This is a genomic window from Microbacterium testaceum (assembly GCF_001476285.1).
Lineage (GTDB): Bacteria > Actinomycetota > Actinomycetes > Actinomycetales > Microbacteriaceae > Microbacterium > Microbacterium testaceum_B.
In genome coordinates, this window is record NZ_LDRU01000026.1 from 39,917 (window position 1) to 60,095 (window position 20,179).

The 20,179-nt window shown below is 70.4% G+C and carries 18 protein-coding genes; 6 read left to right on the forward strand and 12 right to left on the reverse strand.

All coding sequences use genetic code 11. The features are described 5' to 3' along the window. Positions 1 to 4: 4 nt before the first annotated feature. Genes mdlC through NS283_RS05340 form a run of 3 tightly spaced genes read right to left on the reverse strand, consistent with a single transcriptional unit; the run spans position 5 to position 4,041 of the window. The gene (gene mdlC, locus NS283_RS05330; RefSeq protein ID WP_058595843.1) at positions 5 to 1,594 is read right to left on the reverse strand and encodes a benzoylformate decarboxylase; all 1,590 of its coding nucleotides are present in this window, start codon (positions 1,592 to 1,594) and stop codon (positions 5 to 7) included. Positions 1,595 to 1,613: 19 nt separating this feature from the next. Continuing rightward, positions 1,614 to 3,068, reverse strand: coding sequence for an aldehyde dehydrogenase family protein (locus NS283_RS05335; RefSeq protein WP_058595844.1), 1,455 nt, complete (start codon positions 3,066 to 3,068; stop codon positions 1,614 to 1,616). A 22-nt stretch (positions 3,069 to 3,090) separates the two neighbouring features. Beyond that, complete coding sequence (locus NS283_RS05340) at positions 3,091 to 4,041, reverse strand: lactate/malate family dehydrogenase (RefSeq protein WP_058595845.1); 951 nt, start codon at positions 4,039 to 4,041, stop codon at positions 3,091 to 3,093. Between the two features lie 137 nt (positions 4,042 to 4,178). On the opposite strand from NS283_RS05340, the gene NS283_RS05345 reads away from it, so the two are divergent. After that, entirely contained in the window at positions 4,179 to 5,123 is a 945-nt protein-coding gene (locus NS283_RS05345) for a LysR family transcriptional regulator (protein WP_058595846.1), read from the forward strand. Here the strand turns inward: NS283_RS05345 and NS283_RS05350 are convergent. The 3 genes from NS283_RS05350 to NS283_RS05360 all read right to left on the reverse strand — a co-directional run bounded on the left by NS283_RS05350 (position 5,084) and on the right by NS283_RS05360 (position 9,348). After that, positions 5,084 to 5,923 carry a PRD domain-containing protein gene (locus NS283_RS05350; protein ID WP_058595847.1) on the reverse strand — a complete coding sequence of 280 codons (840 nt, stop codon included), beginning with the start codon at positions 5,921 to 5,923 and terminating at the stop codon, positions 5,084 to 5,086. The two genes, NS283_RS05345 and NS283_RS05350, sit on opposite strands and share 40 nt — an antisense overlap. A gap of 76 nt (positions 5,924 to 5,999) precedes the next feature. Next, positions 6,000 to 7,451 carry a family 1 glycosylhydrolase gene (locus tag NS283_RS05355; protein WP_058595848.1) on the reverse strand — a complete coding sequence of 484 codons (1,452 nt, stop codon included), beginning with the start codon at positions 7,449 to 7,451 and terminating at the stop codon, positions 6,000 to 6,002. Next, complete coding sequence (locus tag NS283_RS05360) at positions 7,438 to 9,348, reverse strand: beta-glucoside-specific PTS transporter subunit IIABC (protein ID WP_058595849.1); 1,911 nt, start codon at positions 9,346 to 9,348, stop codon at positions 7,438 to 7,440. The genes NS283_RS05355 and NS283_RS05360 overlap by 14 nt, the downstream gene beginning before the upstream one ends. A 324-nt stretch (positions 9,349 to 9,672) precedes the next feature. On the opposite strand from NS283_RS05360, the gene NS283_RS05365 reads away from it, so the two are divergent. The 3 genes from NS283_RS05365 (at position 9,673) to NS283_RS05375 (ending at position 13,160) form a co-directional block, all read left to right on the forward strand. Continuing rightward, positions 9,673 to 10,350, forward strand: a complete 678-nt coding sequence (locus NS283_RS05365) for a helix-turn-helix transcriptional regulator (protein WP_058595850.1) — start codon at positions 9,673 to 9,675, stop codon at positions 10,348 to 10,350. A gap of 72 nt (positions 10,351 to 10,422) precedes the next feature. Further along, complete coding sequence (locus NS283_RS05370) at positions 10,423 to 11,856, forward strand: MFS transporter (protein WP_058595851.1); 1,434 nt, start codon at positions 10,423 to 10,425, stop codon at positions 11,854 to 11,856. Continuing rightward, positions 11,853 to 13,160: an amidase family protein gene (locus NS283_RS05375; RefSeq protein ID WP_058595852.1), complete on the forward strand. Its 1,308-nt coding sequence runs from the start codon at positions 11,853 to 11,855 to the stop codon at positions 13,158 to 13,160. The genes NS283_RS05370 and NS283_RS05375 overlap by 4 nt, the downstream gene beginning before the upstream one ends. Before the next feature lie 12 nt (positions 13,161 to 13,172). Here the strand turns inward: NS283_RS05375 and NS283_RS05380 are convergent, their stop codons facing one another. Further along, positions 13,173 to 13,889 (reverse strand): GNAT family N-acetyltransferase, encoded by a 717-nt coding sequence (locus NS283_RS05380; protein WP_058595853.1) that lies wholly within the window; start codon positions 13,887 to 13,889, stop codon positions 13,173 to 13,175. Positions 13,890 to 14,017: 128 nt separating this feature from the next. Between NS283_RS05380 and NS283_RS05385 the strand changes: the two genes are divergently transcribed. Beyond that, complete coding sequence (locus tag NS283_RS05385; RefSeq protein ID WP_346338306.1) at positions 14,018 to 14,977, forward strand: histidine phosphatase family protein; 960 nt, start codon at positions 14,018 to 14,020, stop codon at positions 14,975 to 14,977. After that, positions 14,961 to 15,794: an ADP-dependent NAD(P)H-hydrate dehydratase gene (locus NS283_RS05390; RefSeq protein WP_058595854.1), complete on the forward strand. Its 834-nt coding sequence runs from the start codon at positions 14,961 to 14,963 to the stop codon at positions 15,792 to 15,794. The genes NS283_RS05385 and NS283_RS05390 overlap by 17 nt, the downstream gene beginning before the upstream one ends. Before the next feature lie 84 nt (positions 15,795 to 15,878). Here NS283_RS05390 and NS283_RS05395 read toward each other — a convergent pair whose 3' ends face one another. The 5 genes from NS283_RS05395 to NS283_RS05415 all read right to left on the reverse strand — a co-directional run. Then, positions 15,879 to 16,616, reverse strand: a complete 738-nt coding sequence (locus tag NS283_RS05395; protein ID WP_153003287.1) for an alpha/beta fold hydrolase — start codon at positions 16,614 to 16,616, stop codon at positions 15,879 to 15,881. A 157-nt stretch (positions 16,617 to 16,773) separates the two neighbouring features. Then, complete coding sequence (locus tag NS283_RS05400; protein ID WP_058595863.1) at positions 16,774 to 17,292, reverse strand: GNAT family N-acetyltransferase; 519 nt, start codon at positions 17,290 to 17,292, stop codon at positions 16,774 to 16,776. Positions 17,293 to 17,359: 67 nt separating this feature from the next. Next, positions 17,360 to 18,361: an ABC transporter substrate-binding protein gene (locus NS283_RS05405; protein WP_058595855.1), complete on the reverse strand. Its 1,002-nt coding sequence runs from the start codon at positions 18,359 to 18,361 to the stop codon at positions 17,360 to 17,362. Positions 18,362 to 18,409: 48 nt separating this feature from the next. Further along, positions 18,410 to 19,192, reverse strand: a complete 783-nt coding sequence (locus tag NS283_RS05410) for an amino acid ABC transporter ATP-binding protein (protein ID WP_058595856.1) — start codon at positions 19,190 to 19,192, stop codon at positions 18,410 to 18,412. Further along, a partial coding sequence (locus tag NS283_RS05415; RefSeq protein ID WP_058595857.1) for an amino acid ABC transporter permease occupies positions 19,189 to 20,179 on the reverse strand: 991 nt, incomplete at its 5' end. The genes NS283_RS05415 and NS283_RS05410, both read right to left, overlap by 4 nt.

Here is a 20,179-nt window from a genome sequence, read left to right on the forward strand (position 1 = left end):
GGGCTCAGCGCTGAGAGAGCTGAGGGACGACCGCGAGGCGGGGACCGGTCGCGGTGGCGGCGCCCCGGACGAACTCCTCGAGGTCGTCGAGGCTGTCGAGGCGGTGCGCGTCGACGCCGTAGCCGCGGGCCACGGCGCACGGGTCGAGGCCGGGGAGGTCGAGGTAGCCGCCGTCGGGGACGTCCATGATCCGCGAGAAGCGCTGCAGCGCTCCGTACTCCTCGTTCTGGGGGATCACGAAGGTCACCGGGATGCCGTAGCGAGCGGCCGTCCACAGCGCCGCGGGGGTGTACTGCATGGCGCCGTCACCGATCAGCGCCACGACCGGCCGCGACGGGTCGGCGAGTTGCACCCCGATCGCCGCGGGGAGCCCCCAGCCGAGCCCGCCGTTGGCGGGGAAGTAGTACGACTGGGCGCGATCGAAGGTGAACCGCGCCCAGAGGGCGTCGGCGGAAGTCCATTCCAAGACCACCACGGCGTCGGCGGGCTTCGCGCGGTCGACGGCGTCGAGGATTGCCTGCGCCGAGTGGCGTCCCCCGACGGTCGGGGGAGCGGCATCCGGAACGAAGGCGCCGTCCGCGGGACCGTCGCTCTCGCGCACCCGTGCCGCCAGTCGCGCCGCCGCATCGACGGGGTCGCCCACGTGGATCGCGCCCGCCGCCGCCCGCGCCGCCTCGCCCGGGTCGGACGTGACCCCGATGAGGCGCGTTCCCGGACGCAAGGGCGCGCCTTCGACGAACTGGTGGTAGCGGAAGACGGCCGCGCCGAGGGTGAGGACCACGTCGTGCTCGGAGAGGAGCTCCGCCACCGCGCCGAGGCCCGTCGGGAGGATGCCGCGGAAATGCGGATGCCGGGTGGCGAACGGCGCACGCGAGGGACTCGGTGCGACCCACACCGGCAGGCCGCGACGCTCGCTGAGCGCCCGTGTTGCCGCCCACCCGGCCTCGGTGTCGACGCCCGGCCCGAGGACGAGAACCGGCGAGGAGGCGGCATCCAGCTCCGCGACGATCTCGTCGATGCTCGCCTCGGACAGCACCGGTGTCGCCGCCACCGAACGCGCTGGGAGGCCGGCAGAGACCTGCTCGTCGGCCGGTCGTGCCCAGTCGTCGAGCGGAATCGAGACGTAGGTCGGTCCGGTCGGTGCCGACATCGCCAGCAGCGCCGCCTGGGACACCACCGCGGGGACGTCCTCGGGGCGGAGAGGCTCGGCCGACCATTTCACCAGCGGATCCGCCAAGCGTGTGGCATCCACGTTCGTCAGCATCGCGTTGAGCGGAACGTAGCGCCGGCTCTGCTGGCCCGCGATGACGAGCACCGGCGCGTGCGCCGCTGCGCTGTTCGTCAGGTTGCCCATGGCGTTACCGGTGCCCGACGACGAGTGCAGGTTGACGACGCCGAGCGATCCGGAGGCCTGCGCGTAACCGTCGGCCATCGCGACCGCCGCCCCCTCTTGCAGGGCGAGGACGTACTCGATGTCGTCGGGCAGGTGCTTCAGCATCGTCAGCTCGTTGGAGCCGGGGTTGCCGAAGATCCGGTTGACGCCGCGCGCACGCAGCACCTCGTAGAACGCCTGGGCGACGTCGGGAGCAGACATGGGGGTCCCTTCGCGGGTGTCAGAACGGGTAGGTCGCGACGTCGGCCTGCATCGTGACCCACTGGGTCTCGGTGAACGCCTCGATGTTCGCCTCGTGCCCACCGAACCGGGCACCCGTACCGGACGCGCCGACACCGCCGAACGGTGCCTGCGACTCGTCGTCGACGGTCTGGTCGTTGATGTGCAGGATGCCGCTGGGCAGGCGATCGGCCAGCTCGTAGGCGCGGAACGCGTCTTTCGCGAGGATGCCGAGGGACAGGCCGTAGTCGCTCGCGTTGACGAGGTCGACGAGCTCGTCGACCGAGCTGAACCGCGTCACGGGGGCGACGGGCCCGAAGATCTCCTTCTGGAAGGCGGCGTGCTCGGGGGTCACGTCGGCGAGCACCGTCGCCTCGAAGAAGAGCCGGTCGTAGCCGCCGCCCGCGGTCACGCGAGCTCCGGCGTCGACCGTCTCGCGCACGATCGCGTTGATCTTGTCGCGCTGACGCTCGTCGATGATCGGGCCGAGGGGCGCGCCGGTCGAGGGGTCGCCCGCGGGGAGGGCCGCCGCCTTCGCGCTGAGGGTCTCGACGTACTCGTCGTAGATGCTGTCGTGCACGAGGTGGCGTCCGGTCGTCATGCAGATCTGCCCCTGGTGCAGGAACGATCCCCAGGCGCCCGCGGATGCCGCGGCCGCGACGTCGACGTCACCGAGCACGACCAGGGCGTTGTTGCCGCCGAGCTCGAGGTGCGCGCGCTTGAGCAGTTGTCCCGCCCGCGCGCCGATGATGCGGCCGGCCTCGGTCGACCCGGTGAACGAGATGATCGGCACGGCGGGGTGGTCGACGAGCGCCGAACCGACCTCGACGCCACCGGGCAGCACCGAGAAGACGCCGGCGGGAACGCCCGCGGCTTCCAGCACCGCGGCGAAGAACAGACCGCCGCTGACGCTCGTGCGCGGGTCGGGCTTGAGGACGACGGCGTTGCCGAGCGCGAGCGCGGGGGCGATGGACCGCGCGGACAGGATGCCGGGGAAATTGAACGGAGAGATCACACCGACCACTCCCACGGGGCGGCGACGGCTGAGGCTCAGGCGCGGGCGGGCCGAGCGCAGCAGCTGACCGTACGGCATCATCGCGGTCGCCGCGGCGAGGTGGAACTCGTTCGCGACGAGGCTCGCCTCGAAGTGCGCCTTGCCCTGGGCCGAGCCCGCCTCGTCGCTGAGCCAGCGGGCGAGGGTCTCGGTGTTCTCCTCGATGATCGCCGCGGCGCGGCGCATCACGGCGGCGCGCTCCTCGGCGGGGGCGCTCGCCCACGCGGTCTGCGCGCGGCGCGCGGCCTTCACCGTGCGGTCGAGGTCGGCGGCGGTCGCGGCGGCGACGCGGCCGATCGTCTCACCGGTCGAGGGGGAGACGACCGCGGCGGTGTCGGGGGTGCTCACCCACGATCCGTCGAAGTAGCGGCCATCCCAGGTCTGCGGGTCGAAGAACGTCATCGGTCGGTCCCTTTCCAGTGGTTCAGTGAGTGAGTGCGCCGGCGCGTGATGCTTTGTCGGCGAGGGCCGCGGAGGCCTCGTCGACGGCGGCGCGCTCGGCGTCGTCGAGGTAGTCGAGGGGAGTCGGCACGACCGCCCCGTCACGAACGACGGCGAGCAGCGTCGTGTGCGAACCGTTGCCCTCGGCGTCGCGACGCCACACCGCGACCGGCATCGGTTCGTCGGCGGCGAGTCCCGCGATCGTGCGGGCGGATCCCAGCGGGGTGGTCCAACCGGAGCTCCGGCCGGGCCGGAGGTCGGACCACCGGCGGAACCACCCGCGCGCGTCGGCGTCGATACGGGCACGCTGGTCGGCGGTGAGCTCGAGGGGCGCGCCGTCGAGTCGGAGGCCGCTCCACACCGGGACCTGGCCGTCGCCGTGCTCGCCGACGACGAGGGCGTCGATGCGCGTGGGGTCGAGCTTCAGCTCGCGGGCGATCGCCGCGGTGAAACGGATGCTGTCGTTCAGGCAGTAGCCGAAGATGCGCGCGGGGTCGATGTCGCTGAGGTGCGCGAGGCACGTGGCGAGCACGTCGGCCGGGTTGGTGAGGATCATCACCAACCCGCTCTCGCCCGCGAGCGCGGAGATCGCCGGTTGCACTGCCCGCAGGACACCGAGGTTGCCCTCGAGGAATGCCTCGCGGCTGCCGTCAGGCGTCTCGGGGCGAGAAGCGGCGAAGACGACGAGGTCTACGGGAGTCTGGGCGACGGCCTCGTCGAGAGGGAGGACCGTGAGGCGGGCGCGTGTACGGCCGGCGACGATCTGCGCTTCCCGCATGTCGATCGCGTGCGCCTGCAGCACGTTCTCTTTGAGGTCGAAGAGCAAGATCTCGTCGTACTCGTCGGCCAGCGAGAGCTGGTGGGCGAGGCCTGCGCCGGTGAGGCCGGAAGCCCCGAGGATCGCGACGCGTCGCGGCGACCATGTCTGCGTCATTGCACATTCCTTCCGCGCCGTCCCTGGCGCCGTTATCGATTGAACGCCTCGATGAGTGGTGCGTCCAGACGAGGTTTCGGATGCCACGGATAGAATCTCTCTATGTCGCACGCGGACGTGCGCGGAAAGGCCGGGTCATGACATCCGTGGATCTGGATCTGATGCGGACGTTCGTCGCGATCTACGAACGGCGCAGCCTGACGCTCGCCGCGGGCGCGCTCAACGTCACCCAGCCCTCGGTGAGCTACGCGCTCGGGCGTCTGCGGCGTGATCTGGGCGACACCCTGTTCGTCCGGTCGGCGCAGGGCATGGCCCCGACCGCCCGCGCGGATCAGCTCTACGCGGTCGCCCGGTCGGCGATCGACGCGATCGACGACGTCGTCGCCGGCCGCGAGTTCGACCCGGCCACCGCTCGCACGCGGTTCCGCGTCGCGCTCACCGACATGGGGGAGTACGCCTATCTCCCCACCCTCATGGAACGCCTCTCCCTGGATGCTCCCGGAGTGGGCCTGGATGTCGTTCCCGTGGACGTCGACGCCGTCGACCGGTGGATCGCGAGCGGCGAGGTCGACGCGGCCGTCAGCAGTGCGGCGCCCAGCGGGCGGACGGCCTCAGTCGACCTCTTCAGCGAGACGTACGTCTGCGTGGCGACCTGGCCCGACGACCTGCGGGGCGTCGCGGTGAGCCCCGCGGAGCTGGCCGATCTGCGACTGGCCGTGATCGACACCTCTTCGGGCCACGACCGCGTCGGCCGCGCACTCGACGACGCCGGCATCGCCCCCCTGGCGGTGCTGCGCGCGCACCACTTCTCGACGCTTCCCGAAACCCTCGTCCGTTCGGGCGGGGCGGCGATCGTGCCGCGCCGGGTCGCGGGGATGTTCGCCCGCCGCTGGCCGCTGCACGCTCGGCCCCTGGACGGGCTGGTCGAGGAGTTCCACGTCCGTCTCTTCGCCAATCCGGCGCTGCACCCGACGGCCGCGCGTCGGTGGTTTCTCGGCGTCCTCGAGGAGGCGGTGCGCTCCTTCGCCGCCGAGCACGATCCTCAGTCGGACGCGGCGGGGAGCGACGCCCGCGCGATGTGAAGAGCGAGGTACGCGACCTCTTCGTCGGGCACCGCCACCCCGTACTCGCGGTCGATGAACGTGCGCACGCGTTCCGCGGTGGTCACGGCGTCGGGGTGCCGCGTCCGCATCGTCTGCAGCAGGAAGTCGTCGTCACCGAGCATCCGCTCCGCGAACAGGCGCTCGGCGAAGAAGTGGAGATGCGTCAGGAAGCGTGCGCCGTGCAGGTCGTCGCCGACGACGGCGATGGTGCTCGCGTGCGTGACGATCTTGATGATGGATGCCACCAACGACACGACGCCCGCGGCATCCATGTCCTCACGTCCCACCTGCGCATTGACGAGGTGGAAGGCGATGTTCGCGGCCTCATCGGTGGGGATGTCGACGCCGAACTTCTCGCGCAGGAGGCCCACCGCCCGCAGGCCGATGCGGTGCTCGAGCGGATAGAGGTTGCGCACCTCGGCCACGAGACGGTTGACGATCGCGATCCCGCGACGCTCGCGCTCGATCGCGAAGTGCAGGTGGTCGGTGAGGGCGAGGTAGATGTGGGGATCGAACTCCAGTCCCTCCGACTCGGCATCGGCGACGATGCGCCGCGTGAGCTCGACGAAGTCGACGGGGATCTGCGAGACGAGATCGACGAAGTTGCGTTGATCGGTCTCTCGGAGCTCGACGAAGACACGGTCGTGCGCGCCGGGCGGCACGACGTCTCCGGGGCGGTGGGCGAACCCGATGCCCTTGCCGAGGAGAACGCGCTCGACGCCGCGGTCGTCCTCGACGAGCACGACGCTCGAGTTGAGGACCTTCTTGATGATCTGCATGGTGGTTGTCTCCGTCGACACCGTCCGATGAAGCGTCGCGGGTGTGGGGGCCGACGTGTGCCGGCCCCCGAACCCGTCAGGTGAGGTCGGTGCCGCCCGACGCGATGACCTTGCGATACCAGTCGAACGAATCCTTGCGGATGCGCTCGCCGCTGCCCCGGCCCTCGTCGTCCTGATCAACGTAGATGAAGCCGTAGCGCTTCGACATCTGCGACGTGGACAGGCTGACCGTGTCGATCGGCGACCAGCACGCGTAGCCGAGCATCTCGACGCCCTCGTCCACGGCGACGATCATCTCCGCGAGGTGCGAGCGCAGGTAGTCGATGCGGTAGTCGTCGTGCACCTTCCGGTCGTCGGTCAGCACGTCGCGCATGCCCACGCCGTTCTCGACGATGAACAGCGGCTTGCGGTAGCGGTCGTACAGCGCGATCAGCGAGATGCGCAGCCCCACGGGGTCGATCTGCCACCCCCAGTCCGTGGACGGGAGGTAGGGGTTCTTCACTCCGAACACCGTGTTGCCCGGGGTGCGCTCGACGGTCGGGTCGACCGACTCGGTCATCGACATGTAGTACGAGAACGACACGAAGTCGACGGTGTTCTCGCGCAGGATGTCGAGGTCGCCGGGTTCGATCGGGATCGTCACGCCGCGCTGAGCGAGCGTGCGTAGCGCGAGCGGCGAGTACTCCCCGCCGGCCTGCACGTCGCTCGAGTGGTACATCAGGCGATCCTTGGCCTGCGTGGCGGCCACGTCGTCGGGGTGGCACGTGAGCGGGTAGGTCGTCAGCATCGTGAGCATGCAGCCGAGCTTCGCGTCGGGGTGCAGCTCGCGGAGCATCGCGGTGATGCGGGCGGATGCCACGAGCTGGTGGTGCAGCGCCGTGTAGCACGCCTGCTCGAGCGAGCCCTCGACCAGTTCCTCGATGATGGCCCCCGAGGTGAAGGGATGCCGCAGCACGCTGTCGATCTCGTTGAACGACAGCCACAGCTTCACGAGGTGGCCGAAGCGCTCGAAGCACGTGCGCGCGAACCGCTCGAACAGCGCGATGAGGCGTCGATCGGTCCAGCCGTTGTACGTCGTCGCGAGGTGCAGCGGTGCGTCGTAGTGGGCCAGGGTCACCAGGGGCTGGATGCCGTGGACCCGCATGTTCTCGAACAGGGCGAGGTAGAAGGCCACCCCCTCTTCGTTCGGCTCGGTCTCCTCCCCGGTCGGGTACAGCCGCGACCACGCGATGGAGACGCGCAGCACCGTGAACCCCATCTCGGCGAACAGCGCGAGGTCCTCCGGGTAGCGGTGGTAGAAGTCGATCCCGCGCCGCTTGCCGTAGAAGGTCGGGTCGGGGTCGCTCATCGCCTCCTCGATGGACGCGAGGCTGACGTGGTGCTGAGCCGCGTAGTCCTTCGGGTCGGCGTTCGGGCGGTACTTCGAGATGTCCGACACGGCGGGCCCCCGCCCGCCCTCGCGCCAGGCGCCCTCGGCCTGGCTCGCGGCAATGCCGCCGCCCCAGAGGAAGGTGTCAGGAAGCGGCATTGGTCGTCTCCTTGCTCGAGGTGAGAGTGGCGATGGGCTGCCCGGCCTCCACGGATCCGTTCGCCGACGGCGCGACCTCCCAGGCCTCGCTGTTGAGCACGACCACGGGAGTGGTGATGTCGTAGCCCGCGGCGCGGACGGCGTCGAGGTCGACGGTGACGAGCAGATCGCCCGCGGCGACCCGGTCGCCCTGGCCGGCGTGCGCCTCGAAGTGCGTTCCGGCGAGCTTGACGGTGTCGATGCCGACGTGCACGAGCACCTCGACGCCCTCGTCGGTGCGGAGTCCGATCGCGTGGCGGGAGGGCAGCAGGCTCACGATCTCGCCCGAGACGGGGGCCAGGACACGCCCGTCCGTCGGGACGATCGCGACGCCCTCGCCGAGGGCAGCCGAGGCGAAGACGGCGTCGTCGACCTGCGACAGCGGGATGAGCTGGCCGGTGAGCGGCGCCTGCAGCTGCACCGAGGCGCCGGTTGTCGCGCGAACGGCGGCGGGGTCCTGAACGGATGCCTCGGCGGCGACGTCGGCGTTCTCGCCGAGCACGCGGAGGGTGGTCGAGGCGGAGTCGCGCCACAGCACGAAGCACACCGTGAACGAGACGGCCCACGCGATACCCGCGCCGACCAGGGCGTTGACGAGGTTCCACGGGTTCTCGGCATCCACGAACATCGAGATGCTGGCGAGACCCGGGCCCACGGCGACGAAGCTGACGACGTTCGTGATGCCGAGGTACGCGCCGGCCGTGACGGCACCCGTGATGACGGCGATCAGCGCGCGGCGGTTCTGCAGCGTGACACCGTAGAGGGCGGGCTCGGTGATGCCGAAGAGTGCCGAGACACCGGCCGAGATGGCGGTCGCGCGGAGCGTGGGGTTCTTCGTGCGGAAGGCGACGGCGAAGCTCGAGCCCGACTCGCTGATGTTGTGAGCGAGCGACGACACGTTGTAGAACGACTCGCGGCCGGTCTCGGCGATCGTGGCGACCGTCGGCGGGATGAAGGCCTTGTGCATGCCCACCGAGATGATGAAGGGCAGAACGCCCGCGAGCAGGGCGACAGCCACCCAGCCGAGCGTGCCGTGCAGCCACAGCATGCCACCGGTCAGGAGCGAGCCGAGCCAGAAGCCGAGCGGGCCGAGCAGGAAGATCATCGCGGGGGCGACGACGATGATGCACACCAGCGGCACGAAGAAGACGCGGATCGGTGCCGGGGTGATCTTGGTGACCCAGTGCTCGACGGCCCAGAGCAGCAGCACCGTCAGGATCGGCGGGAAGACCTGCGCGCCGTAGGAGACGGCCGGAACGGCAACGCCGAACACCGAGGTGCCGTTCGTCACCAGTGTCGAGAAGCCGGGGAAGACGAGGAGCCCCACGATCCCGAGGGCGAGCGGGATGTTGACGCCGAGGCGACGCGCGGCGGTGAAGGTGACCAGCAGGGGCAGGAAGTAGAAGACCGCGTCGGGGATTGCGACGAGCGTCAGATAGGTCGGGTTGTCCTTCGCGACCCAGCCCAGCGCCACCGCCGCGATGAGCAGCGACTTGAAGACACCGGCACCGGCGATGGCGGGGATGATCGGGGTGAAGACGCCGACGACGAACTCCATGAACACCGAGCCCGCGCGCTTGAGCGTCAGCGGCTGTCGCTTCGCGACGACGTCTTTCGGCGAGCGCTCACGCTCGACGGCGCGGTACACGTCGGCGACCTTGGCACCCACGACGACCTGCGTCTGCGGTCCGACGACGACGCCGAGCACGCCGGGCAGCGCCTCCAGCCGCGCACGGTCGACGCGCGAGTCGTCGGCGAGCGTGAAGCGCAGTCGCGTCGAGCAGTGCTGCAGGGTGGCGATGTTCTCATCGCCACCGACCCCCGCGATGATGTCGCGGGCGAGGTCTTGGTTCGTCATGGGCGCTCCTCCTTCGTTGGATGGACGTCCCGGGGCTGCTCCGCCACCGCTTTCGGGCAATAAAAAAAGGACCCGACCGCAAAACATCGTTTGCGTTCGGATCCTGCCTGCTTGACCAGTCACACGTCCGTGAGATTTCTACCACAGGTGCGACCGGGCGGCAAGACGTCGCGTCTCGACGGTGGGCTCGACGCGGGGTATCGTCGCCGTCGAGACGGTGCGACGGTGCCCGTCGCTATCGGCATCCCGGTGTCACCGCCCGGAAACATGCGCGATCGGCGGCGCGACTAGGGTCGGCCCGACGCAGCGCGACAGGAGGACGCCGTGAGCCGCGTGTCGTGGAAGATCATGGAGACCCTGACCGCCGACGCCCCCCTGCCCGAGCGCCGCCGGCGGCTGGGGCGCCAGCTGCTGAGGGCCGTCGAGGGAGACACGTTCGTGTCGTACCGATGGACGCCAGCGGGCCCGTACGCCGATCCCGTGGGGGTGCAGTTCGACGACGAGCACCTGCGCGCCTACGACGCGCGTTTCCGGCACATCGACACGATGACCCCGCGCTTCCTCGAGGCGCGCGGGGCGTCGGCGATCAGCCCCCGGCGCGATAGCCGCGACGAGTTCGTCCGCGATTTCCTGTTCCGCTCGGGCATGTTCCATGGCATGAACTACTTCGCACCGCATCCGGTCGTCGGCTCCATCGATCTGCGCGTGTGGCGTTCCCAACGGCGGGGCGCCTTCACCCCCGATGACGTACGCAAACTGCAGGCGATCGGGGATCTCATGCACCGACTGTGGAGCGACGAGCCATTGGCGGCATCCGCTCTCACCCCGCGGCAGAAGGAGATCGTGTCGCTGGTGGGCGACGGGCTGACGGACAAGGCGATTTGCGACCGGCTCGGCATCTCCCTGCCGACTCTTCGCACCCATCTCGCGCAGGCGTTCGCCAAGACGGGAACGCAGAATCGCACGTCGCTGGCCATGGCGGTGCGCACCCCTCGTCATTAATGACGATGCCGACGCGGCTCCGCGTCGAGGATGCTCGGTCGCACGCAACCGTTTCAGCATCCCGGGAGAGAAATGTCCACACTGCGCGCGGGGGTCTCGCCCCTGTCCCGACTCGATCGATTCCCCCGGTGGGGACTGAGCGCGATCTCCGTCCTCACCATCGGGCTGGGCATGCTCTTCGTCCAGTACGACATCTTCAACATCAACGTCTCGTTCGTCCAGACCTGTGCGCAGATCATCGGCGGCTGCACCCCGGCCACATCGGATCAGTTCATCGGGCTCCCGATCTTCCTCAGCCTCCTGGGGTACGGAATCGGCGCACTCGTGCTCGGGCCGATGTCCGATCGCTTCGGGCGCCACCGCCTGCTCATCATCGCGATGGTGATCACCGGTCTGGGGTCGCTGTTCTCGACCTTCGCCGGTGACGCGACGTCCTTCAGCCTCTCGCGCCTCGTGACCGGTATCGGCATCGGCGCCGACCTGGCCATCATCAACGTGTACGTCAGCGAGATCGCACCGCGGCGCATGCGCGGCCGCTACACGAGCGTGCTGTTCTTCATGGCCGCTCTCGGCTCGGCGCTCGGGATCTGGCTGGGTCTGTTCCTCACCACGCCCATGACCCCCTGGCCTCAGGGTCTGCCTTTCGCCCTGGCATCCGACTCCTTCACGTCGGGCTGGCGCTGGGTCTACGCCGTGGGAGCCATCCTCGCGGCGGTGTCGATCGTCCTGCGTATCGCTCTTCCCGAGTCGCCGCGGTGGCTCGCCACCCGCGGCCGTGACGCCGAGGCCGCCGCGGTCGTCGAGCGCATGGAGCAGCTCGCGACGCGTCGTCACCCGCTGCTTCCCGCATCGCCCGAAGACAGCAGCAGCACCGAGGTCGCCACGGGCGGCACCTGGTCGGGCGTGCGCGAGCTCCTCACATCGCGCGTGTACCTTCGTCGACTGCTCGTGATCGGCGCGGCCTGGCTGCTGGGATACGTGACGCTGTACTCCTTCGCCGGGGCGTTCACGTCGGTGCTGGTGCGCCAGGGCTACACCGCGCCGGAGGCCGGCATCGTCAGCGCCGTGGGTCTCACCGGCTTCCTCGCGGCGGCAGTGGTGGCCCGCTCGGTCGTGGACCGTATCGAGCGCAAGTGGTGGATGCTCATCGGTGGCGCGATCACCGTCGTGGGCGCCGTCATCGTCGTGGCCGGGGGCGGGGCGACGGTCATGACGTTCCTGGGGGCCATCCTCGTCTTCTTCGGGCAGAACATCTGGGTTCCCGCGCAGTACGCGCTCACGGCTGAGAGCTTCCCGACCCGCTTCCGCACCACGGCCTACGCCCTGGCCGACAGCATCGGGCACGTCGGGGGAGGGCTCGGCGTCTTCCTCCTCGTCGGGATCTTCTCGCAGTTCCCGCTGCTGGGTTCGCTCCTCGGACTCATCGCCTTCCTCATCGTGGGCGCGCTGATCAACCTCCTCGCCCCGCGCACGCGCAACCGTTCGCTCGAGGAGATCTCGGCATGACCGTCGCACGCACGGCGGTGCCCGACGATCTCGGCATCTGGACGCAGCTCTCCGACGACGACGCGCTCGCGTCGCAGCGCTCCACCGCCGGACCCGACGCGTTCCCGGCGGCCGTGAAAGCGAACATCGCCGTGCGTGGTCTTCATCGGTCGGCCGGATGCCGGGTGCTCGATGTGGCGGCGGAAGAAGCCGACGCGCCGGTGGTGGCGGCGTTCAGGCAGCACGGGGCGGTCGTCGTCGGCATGACGAACATGCACGAGCTCGCTCTCGGGGTCACCTCCGACAACGCCGCGTACGGATCGGCACGCGTCCCGTCGGCTCCGCGCCTCTCCGCCGGCGGCTCCTCGGGGGGCAGCGCGGCGGCGGTCGCCGCGGGGCTCGTCCCCCTGGCGCTGGGCACCGATACCGGGGGCTCCGTGTCGATCCCGGCCGGCAACTGCGGGGTCGTCGGCTTCCGTCCCAGCACGGGGCGCTGGCCGACCGCGGGGATCGTGGGGCTGTCGTGGACACGGGACACGCCGGGAGTGTTCGCCACGACCGTCGAAGACGCGGCGCGCGCCGATTCCTGGGTCACCGGGAGCCGTTCGGCACCACCCGTGGAACGGGCGCGTCTCGGCATCCCGACCACTTTCCTCCAAGACCTGGACGCGCGGACGGAGGAGGCGTTCTTCCGCACGCTCGACGACGCGCGGGGCGCGGGCATCGACGTCGTGGACGTCGACATCGCGGACGTGCTCGCCCGCGCGCGCAGGGCCGAGTCGCTCGTCGTCGGGTGGGAGGCTCCCCGCGAGCTCGCGGCCGCCGCTGCTCGCGCGCTGAACCTCCCGCCCGACGAGGCTTTCGAGGTGCTCCGCGCGGGGGTGGAGACAGCCGATGTCGCCGACTTCCTCCAGGGGTTGGTGGACCGCCCGGTCTCGGCCGACGAGTACGCGGATGCTCTGTCGCTCGTCCTCGAGGCGCGCATACTCGCCGACGACGCGCTGGCACGGCTCGGCGTCGACGCACTCGTCTTCCCCACCACGCCGGCGCCCGCACCCTTGTCAGGTGGGGGTGCGACCGTGAGACATCGCGATCGTGAGACGTCGGTCTTCGGCCTGTACACGCGACACACCGGCCCCGGGACGATCCTCGGTGCGCCGATGGTCACCGTTCCCGCACCGGGGATTGGAGCAACGGTCGGGATCACCGTGCAGGGTCGGCGTTTCGACGATGCACGGACGTTGGGCATCGCGAGGAGGCTCCACGACGACTCGCGCGACGAGGCGGTGCCGCGCGCGGGCGTCAGCGTCGAGCACGGGGCCTGACGCCGTCGAGCCTCAGGCGGGCGTACGCACCGACGCGAACTTGTTGCGCCGCCGTAGGGCGAAGCCGAGCTTCTCGTACGCCGCGATCGCGTTCACGTTCGCCGCCGCGGCGTGCAGCAACGCCCGGTCTCCGCGCTGCTGGATGTGGAAGGCGACGTCGAGCACCAGGCGCGAGGCGAGGCCCTGGCGCCGGTGATCGGCATCCACGGCGACAGCGCTGATCTCGGTCCACCCGGTCGGGTGGAGGCGCTCGCCCGCCATCGCGACGAGTCGACCCTCACGACGGATGCCGATGTACCGGCCGAGCTCGTACGTGCGGGGCCGGAAGGGGCCGGGCTGATTGCGGTCGACGATCGCCATCATGTCGGCGGCGTCCTCCGCGCCCAGTTCGATCGCCTCGTCGTCGGGGCGGGGTCGGAGGGCATCGGTCTCGACGAGCTGCACGCCCTCGCCGCCGCCGAGGTACTCCCACCCGTCGGGGAAGCCGCCCTCGTAACCGGAGAGTCCCACGTCGGCGCCGGGGCCGACGAGGTCGCGCAGGGCATCCCAGACGCCGGGCTCGTCCCACGTACGGACCGCGACGAACGGCGCGACATCGGCCGGATACCGGCGCACGAGGTCGCCGCCGATCGCGAACGAGGAGTGCGGGCCCGCGAGCGAATGCCACGCGGCGTTGTCGAGGACGGTGGCGTCGGCGTGCGGGATGTCGAGGGCGGGAGCGGTGGTCACCGAGACACTCTCCGCCGGTCCTGGCCGTCACGCAAACCGGTGGCCACCGCGGCCGGGTTCTCGTGACGGGGCGTGACGCTTCGCAACGCTGTGTGTCGGCGGCGGCGCCGCGACGGTGAGGACGGCGCATGCTGGAAGCGATCGCCCTGTACGAGCGCATCGGCTACCGCGCGATCCCGGTGTTCGAGCCGTACGTGCGGTTCGCGGGGTCACGGTGCTTCGCGAAGGCGCTGACCGCGGAGATCCGGCGCCCCTGGCCGGTCACCTCCGGCCTGTCAACGCCCGTGCGCACGGTCGCGGGGCGACCGTACGGTCGCGCCATGACCGTCACCCGACTCCTGCTGGTCCGCCACGGCGAGAGCGAGGGCAACGTCGCGGCCTCGAGAGCGGAGCGCGAGGGTTCGCTCACGATCGACCTCGACGTCCGTGACGCCGACGTCCCGCTCTCGCCCACGGGGGAGGAGCAGGCGCGGGCGTTGCGCACATGGTGGGAGGGTGCCGGACCCATCGACGAGTACTGGGTCTCGCCGTACCTGCGCGCGCGACAGACGCTTGCGCTCGCGATCGACGACGCGGTGCTCTCGACCCGCACGCGCGTCGACGATCGGCTCCGCGACCGCGAGCTCGGCATCCTGGATCTGTTGACGTCGCGCGGGGTGCGGGAGTTCCACCCCGAAGAGGCGGCGCGGCGGCGCCACCTCGGCAAGTACTACCACCGGCCACCCGGGGGCGAGTCGTGGGCGGATGTCGCTCTGCGGCTGCGGTCGTTCCTCGGCGAGAACCTCGATCGCCCCGTCGACACCGTGATGGTCGTCGCGCACGACGCGGTCGTGATGCTCATCCTGGCCGTGCTGCTGCCCCTCGACGAGACCGAGCTGCTCGCGTTCGCCGCCGAGAACACCGTGCGCAACGCCTCGGTGACCGAGCTCGTCCGCGGTGGGCTCGTCCGCGGTGGGCTCGTCCGCGGTGGGCTCGTTCGGGGCGAGAACGGGTGGGAGCTCACGACCTTCTCGTCGGTCGAGCACCTCGCCGTCGAGGGCGCCGACATCACCGTCCACTCGGGAGAAGACGATGGCCTCGAGCACTGAGAACGTCACGCTGTCGCTGCTGCGCGAGTGGGGGCTCCCCGAGCCCGGCGGGTCGAAGAAGTCGCGCGGCCAGGTGGTCGTGGTGGGCGGGGCCACGCGTTCGCCGGGCGGCGTCCTGCTGTCCGCGGAGGCGACGTTGCGCGTGGGCGCGGGCCGCGTCGGTCTCGCCGTTCCCACCGATATCGCACCTCCCCTCGGACCGGCGATGCCGGAGGCCGGCGTCTACGTGCTCCCGACCGGGTCGCACCCTCTCGACGAACACCTGCGATCCGCGGTCGAGTCCGCCGACGCCGTGCTCCTCGGGCCGGGTTTCGATGATCCGGATGCCACCCGCGCGGCGCTCCTCGCCGTCGCCGACGCGGACGTCGACAGGCTGGTGCTGGATGCCTTCGCGCTCGGCATCCTGCCCGATGTGGACCGCGGCATCCTGCCGGACGAGCTCCTCATCAACGCGAACGAAGAGGAAGCGGCGCTGCTGCTCGGGCGCGATCTGGGGGACGACCGCGTGGCCGATGTCCGCGAGATCGCCGAGCGTTTCTCGGCGGTGGTGCACTGCTTCGGTTCCGTCGCCGCCCCCGACGGGCGGGCGTGGCGAGCGGAACCCGGGGGCTCGGGCTTGGGGACGGCGGGCAGCGGCGATGTGCTGGCGGGAGCGATCGCCGGCTTCGCCGCCCTCGGCATGGAGCCGGAGCGAGCGGCGGTCTGGGGCGGCTGGACGCACGCGCGGGCCGGCGACCGGCTCACCGAGCGCGTCGGCATCGGGTTCCTCGCGCGCGATCTGCTGGCGGAGCTGACGGCGGTCGTTCACGACAGCTGAGCCGTCGACACGCACCTGCTGGGCGACGGACGCAACATCGAGGTAAAGCGCTGATCGCGCCCTGACGTTGCGTCGCCGCTGGTGTCAGAGCGTGCCCGCCGCCCCGGGGGCGTGCGCGCGGATCCGTGCGGCCGCAGCAGCCGCGGCGGTGTACTGAACGAGATGCCGGTGGCCGGGAATGCTCGACACCGATCCGACGGGTGCCCGCGCGGCGAGCCGCCGAACCCACCTCTCCCGCGCGATGGGGTCGGCGGCCCCGCGCAGCACGAGCAGGGGGACCGCCAGGAGCGCCACGCGCTCCTCGATCGGGTAGCGCACCATGTGACGCGCCTGCCGCGCGTACCAGAACGGCCCGCAGCGAAGGTAGTCGGTGAGCACGATCGCGTTGGCCCGGGGCGGTTCGAGTGCGGAGTCGCGCGCGAGCAGGAGAGCCTGTGTCACCGCACTGCGCCGTTCGTCGTCGGTCACGGGTCCGATGACCACGACCGCGCTCGCGAGATCCGGACGCTGCACGGCCGTCTCCACCACCCACTGGGCTCCCATCGAATGCCCGACGAGCACGGCCGCGCGCGCACCGAGATCATCGAGCACCGTGCCGAGCGCTCGGGACATCGCGGCGATATCGGGGGAGGCCTTCGGCTTCCGAAGGCCGCCGAAACCGGGAAGGTCGATCGAGTGCACCTCGGCATCGCGTGCCAACTGCGCGTGAAGGCGGCTCAGGTATCGGTGGGACATCCCGATGCCGTGGACCAGGACGTAAACCGCGCTGTTCGGGCGCCGACTCGTCCAGGATCGGAAAGCGAGGCCGTCCACCGTGTGCATCACGAGCGCGATCGTATGGTCGGCGCGATGGGGCTGGTCGAGGGTTGCGTGATCTCTGGCGGGCGTCGAGAGTTCCGGCGGTTACAGGGAGCGGACCTCGGCACGGGAAGCGATATCGACCGACGCACGTCCATCATCTCGGGAAGCGGGTCGTCGCTCAGAGGTCGAACCCGAAGGCGCGCAGGTCGAGGAACCGCCCCGGTTCCACCTCGACCAGGTGCTCGCGCTCGGTGAGACGGCTGAAGCCGAGCTTGAGGTACAGGGCGTGCGCACCGATCATCTCGGGTCCGCTGTTCATCACGACGCGCCGAGCGCCCCGAGCGCGCGCGAGATCGATGACGTGACGGGTGAGGGCCTCGCCGACCCCGCGCCCTCGTGCTGCGGGAGCCACCGCGAGTTGGCGGAAGTCGAGCTCGCCCTCCCGGGCCAACGGCGACAGGCGCTCGCCGGGTCGTGGGACCCACACGGTGCCGACGATCTGCCCCGCGGCATCCAACGCGACCCACACCTCACCCTGCGCGAGCCGCCCGGCGACATCGGCGAGCGAGGCGAAGTAGCCCGCGGTGAGCCCGTCGTAGCTGTGGCGGTAGGCCTCGACGGTGACCCGGCCGGCTTCGGCGTGCTCGTGCGGCTCGACCGGGCGGATGGTCAGTGTCGATGGGGTCGCGGAGGTCATGGCATCCATTCTTCTCGGGCGTCGCGCGGTGTGGCCCGGTCGCGGACGACCGGGCCACGCGTCGCGTTCAGGACTTCGGGAGTCCCGGCGGGTTGATCTCGCTCTTGTCGACGCCCTCGGACTCGAGGCCCCACGCGTCGAGCACCTTGGCGTAGGTGCCGTCGGCGATGTACGCGTTCAGCACGATGCTGACCGGTTCGATGAGGCCGTTGCCCTTCTTCGTCGCCGCGGCGATGTCGGCCGCGAGCGGCCAGCCGCCGGGGATGATGCCGACGAGTTTCGTCTCACCGGTCTCGCGTGCGGCCCAGGCTGCCGTGGCATTCGGGCCGAAGGTGGCGTCGACGCGGCCGGACTGCAGCGCAAGGGTGGCGGCGGCGTTGTCGTCGTAGTAGTTCAGCTCGGCGGGAGCCTTGCCCGCGGCGGTCAGCTCCTCATTCCACTTCAGCAGCACCTTCTCCTGGTTGGTGCCGGAGCCCACGACGATCTTCAGGCCCGAGATGTCGTCGGCCTCTTCGATCTTCGAGATCGGGCTGTCGGACCGGACGTAGAAGCCCAGCAGATCCTGGCGATAGCTGGCGAAGTCGTACAGCTCCTTGCGCTCCTCGGTGACCGTGACGTTCGAGGTGATGAGGTCGTACTTGCCCGATTGGATGCCGAGCGGCCAGTCGGCCCACGCCACCACGACGGGGTTGTACTCGAGGCCGAGTCCTTCGGCGATGAGCTCGCCGAAGTTGGGCTCGGTGCCGGCGACGTCGGTCGCGGCGGTGGTTCCCTCGGGCTGGTAGCTCAGCGGCGGGACGAACGCGCCGATCGCCACCGTGAGCTTGCCGGGCTCGATCGGCGTGAAGCCGCTCGCCTTCAGGGCGGCGACGGCCTCGGGCACGGCTTCCCCGGTGATGCGGGGGATCTCGCCGGTGTCGGGGTTGGCCCCGGTGGTCGCCGTGGGGTCGGCCGCCGCGACCGCGTCGGCGGGACGGTAGAGACCGATCGTGACGCCGACGCCGACGACGGCGACGAGGGCCGCCGCGATCACGCCGACCGCGATGCCTTGTTTCTTGCTGAGGGCCATGCTGTGTCTCCTTGTGAGGGTGGGGATGGGCGCGCCTTGAGCGGCGGGTCAGCCGAGCACTTTCGCGAGGAACTCCCGCGTCCGCGCGTGCCGTGGCCGCTCGAGGACCTCCTGCGGCGTCCCCTGCTCGATGACGCGGCCCTGGTCGAGGAACACGACGCGGTCGGCGACCTCGCGGGCGAAGCCGATCTCGTGCGTGACGATCACGAGGGTCGTGCCGAGCTTCGCGAGATCGCGGATGACGTCGAGAACCTCCCCGACCAGTTCGGGATCGAGCGCGCTCGTCGGCTCGTCGAACAGAAGCACCTGAGGCTTGAGGGCCAGCGCCCGGGCGATCGCGACGCGCTGCTGCTGACCGCCCGAGAGCTGGCGCGGATACGCATCCGCCTTGTCACTCAGTCCCACGCGGTCGAGCAGACCGAGCGCGAGCTCGCGAGCGTTGTCCTTGCTTAGGCGCTTCAGGGCGACCGGTGCCTCGGTGACGTTCTCGAGCGCGGTCAGATGAGGGAAGAGGTGGAAGTTCTGGAACACGATCCCGACGCGCGTCCGGCGCTGCAGAATCTCGCGCTCGTGCAGCTCGTGCAGCTTGCCGTGCCGGAGCTCGTAGCCGATGAACTCGCCGTCGACCGTGACCGACCCGGCATCCACGCTCTCCAGGTGGTTGATCGTGCGCAGGAGGGTCGACTTGCCCGAGCCGCTCGGCCCGAGCAACGCGACGACCTCGCCGGGGTGGACGGTCAGGTCGATCCCCTTCAGTACCTCCACGCCGTGGAAGCTCTTGTGCACGTTGTGGATTTCGACGAGCCCGCGGCCGTCGGTGACGACGCTCACGCGCGCACCCCCTTCGAGGAGGCCGGATGCTCGGCATCCGTCGCTCCCGGCGGGGCATCGCCGAGGCGCGCCCACTGCGTGCTCACCCAGCGGCGGGCGCGCTGCAACGGCGTCGGCGGCAGGGCACGGGCGGAGCCGCGGGCGTAGTGCCGCTCGATGTAGTACTGCGCGATGCTCAGGACGGTGGTGATGATCGTGTACCAGACCACCGCGACCAGCAGCAGCGGGATCACGCGGCTGTTGCGGTTGTAGATCACCTGCACCGCGTAGAACAGCTCGGGGATCGCGATGACGAAAACCACCGACGCGCCCTTCACCAGACCGATCACCTCATTCGTGGCGTTCGGGACGATCGAGCGCATCGCCTGCGGCAGGATGATGCGGAACAGGCGACGGGATGCCGGGATGCCGAGGGCCGCCGCCGCCTCGTGCTGGCCGGGGTCGACCGAGACGAGCCCGCCGCGGATGATCTCGGCCGAGTACGCGGCCTGGTGCAGGCCGAGGCCGAGGATCGCGGCGGCGAAGGCGCTGACGAGCTGGACGGTGGGGAACTCCACGATCCAGAAATCCGTGGTGAACGGGGTGCCGAGACCGAGCGTGGGATAGAGATAGCCGAGGTTGTACCAGACGATGATCTGCACGACGAGCGGCACCGACCGGAAGAACCAGATGTAGCCCCAGGCCACTCCGCTCAGCAGCGGAGAGGCCGAGAGACGGCCGAGGGCCAGGAGCGTGCCGAGCGCGAACCCGACGACCGCCGAGATCGCGGTGAGACCGAGGGTGTATCCGATGCCGATCAGCACCGGCTCGGCGAAGAAGTACTGCGCGAACGTGCCCCACATGTACCGGTCATTGGTGAAGAGGCTCCACACGAACTGCGCGACGACGAAGAGCAGCAGGGCGCTGAGGGTCCACCGCCACCAGTGGCGGGTGGGCACGACGGCGACGGTGCCGAGGTCGACTTTCTCGGCCGCCTGCGGCGCGGCG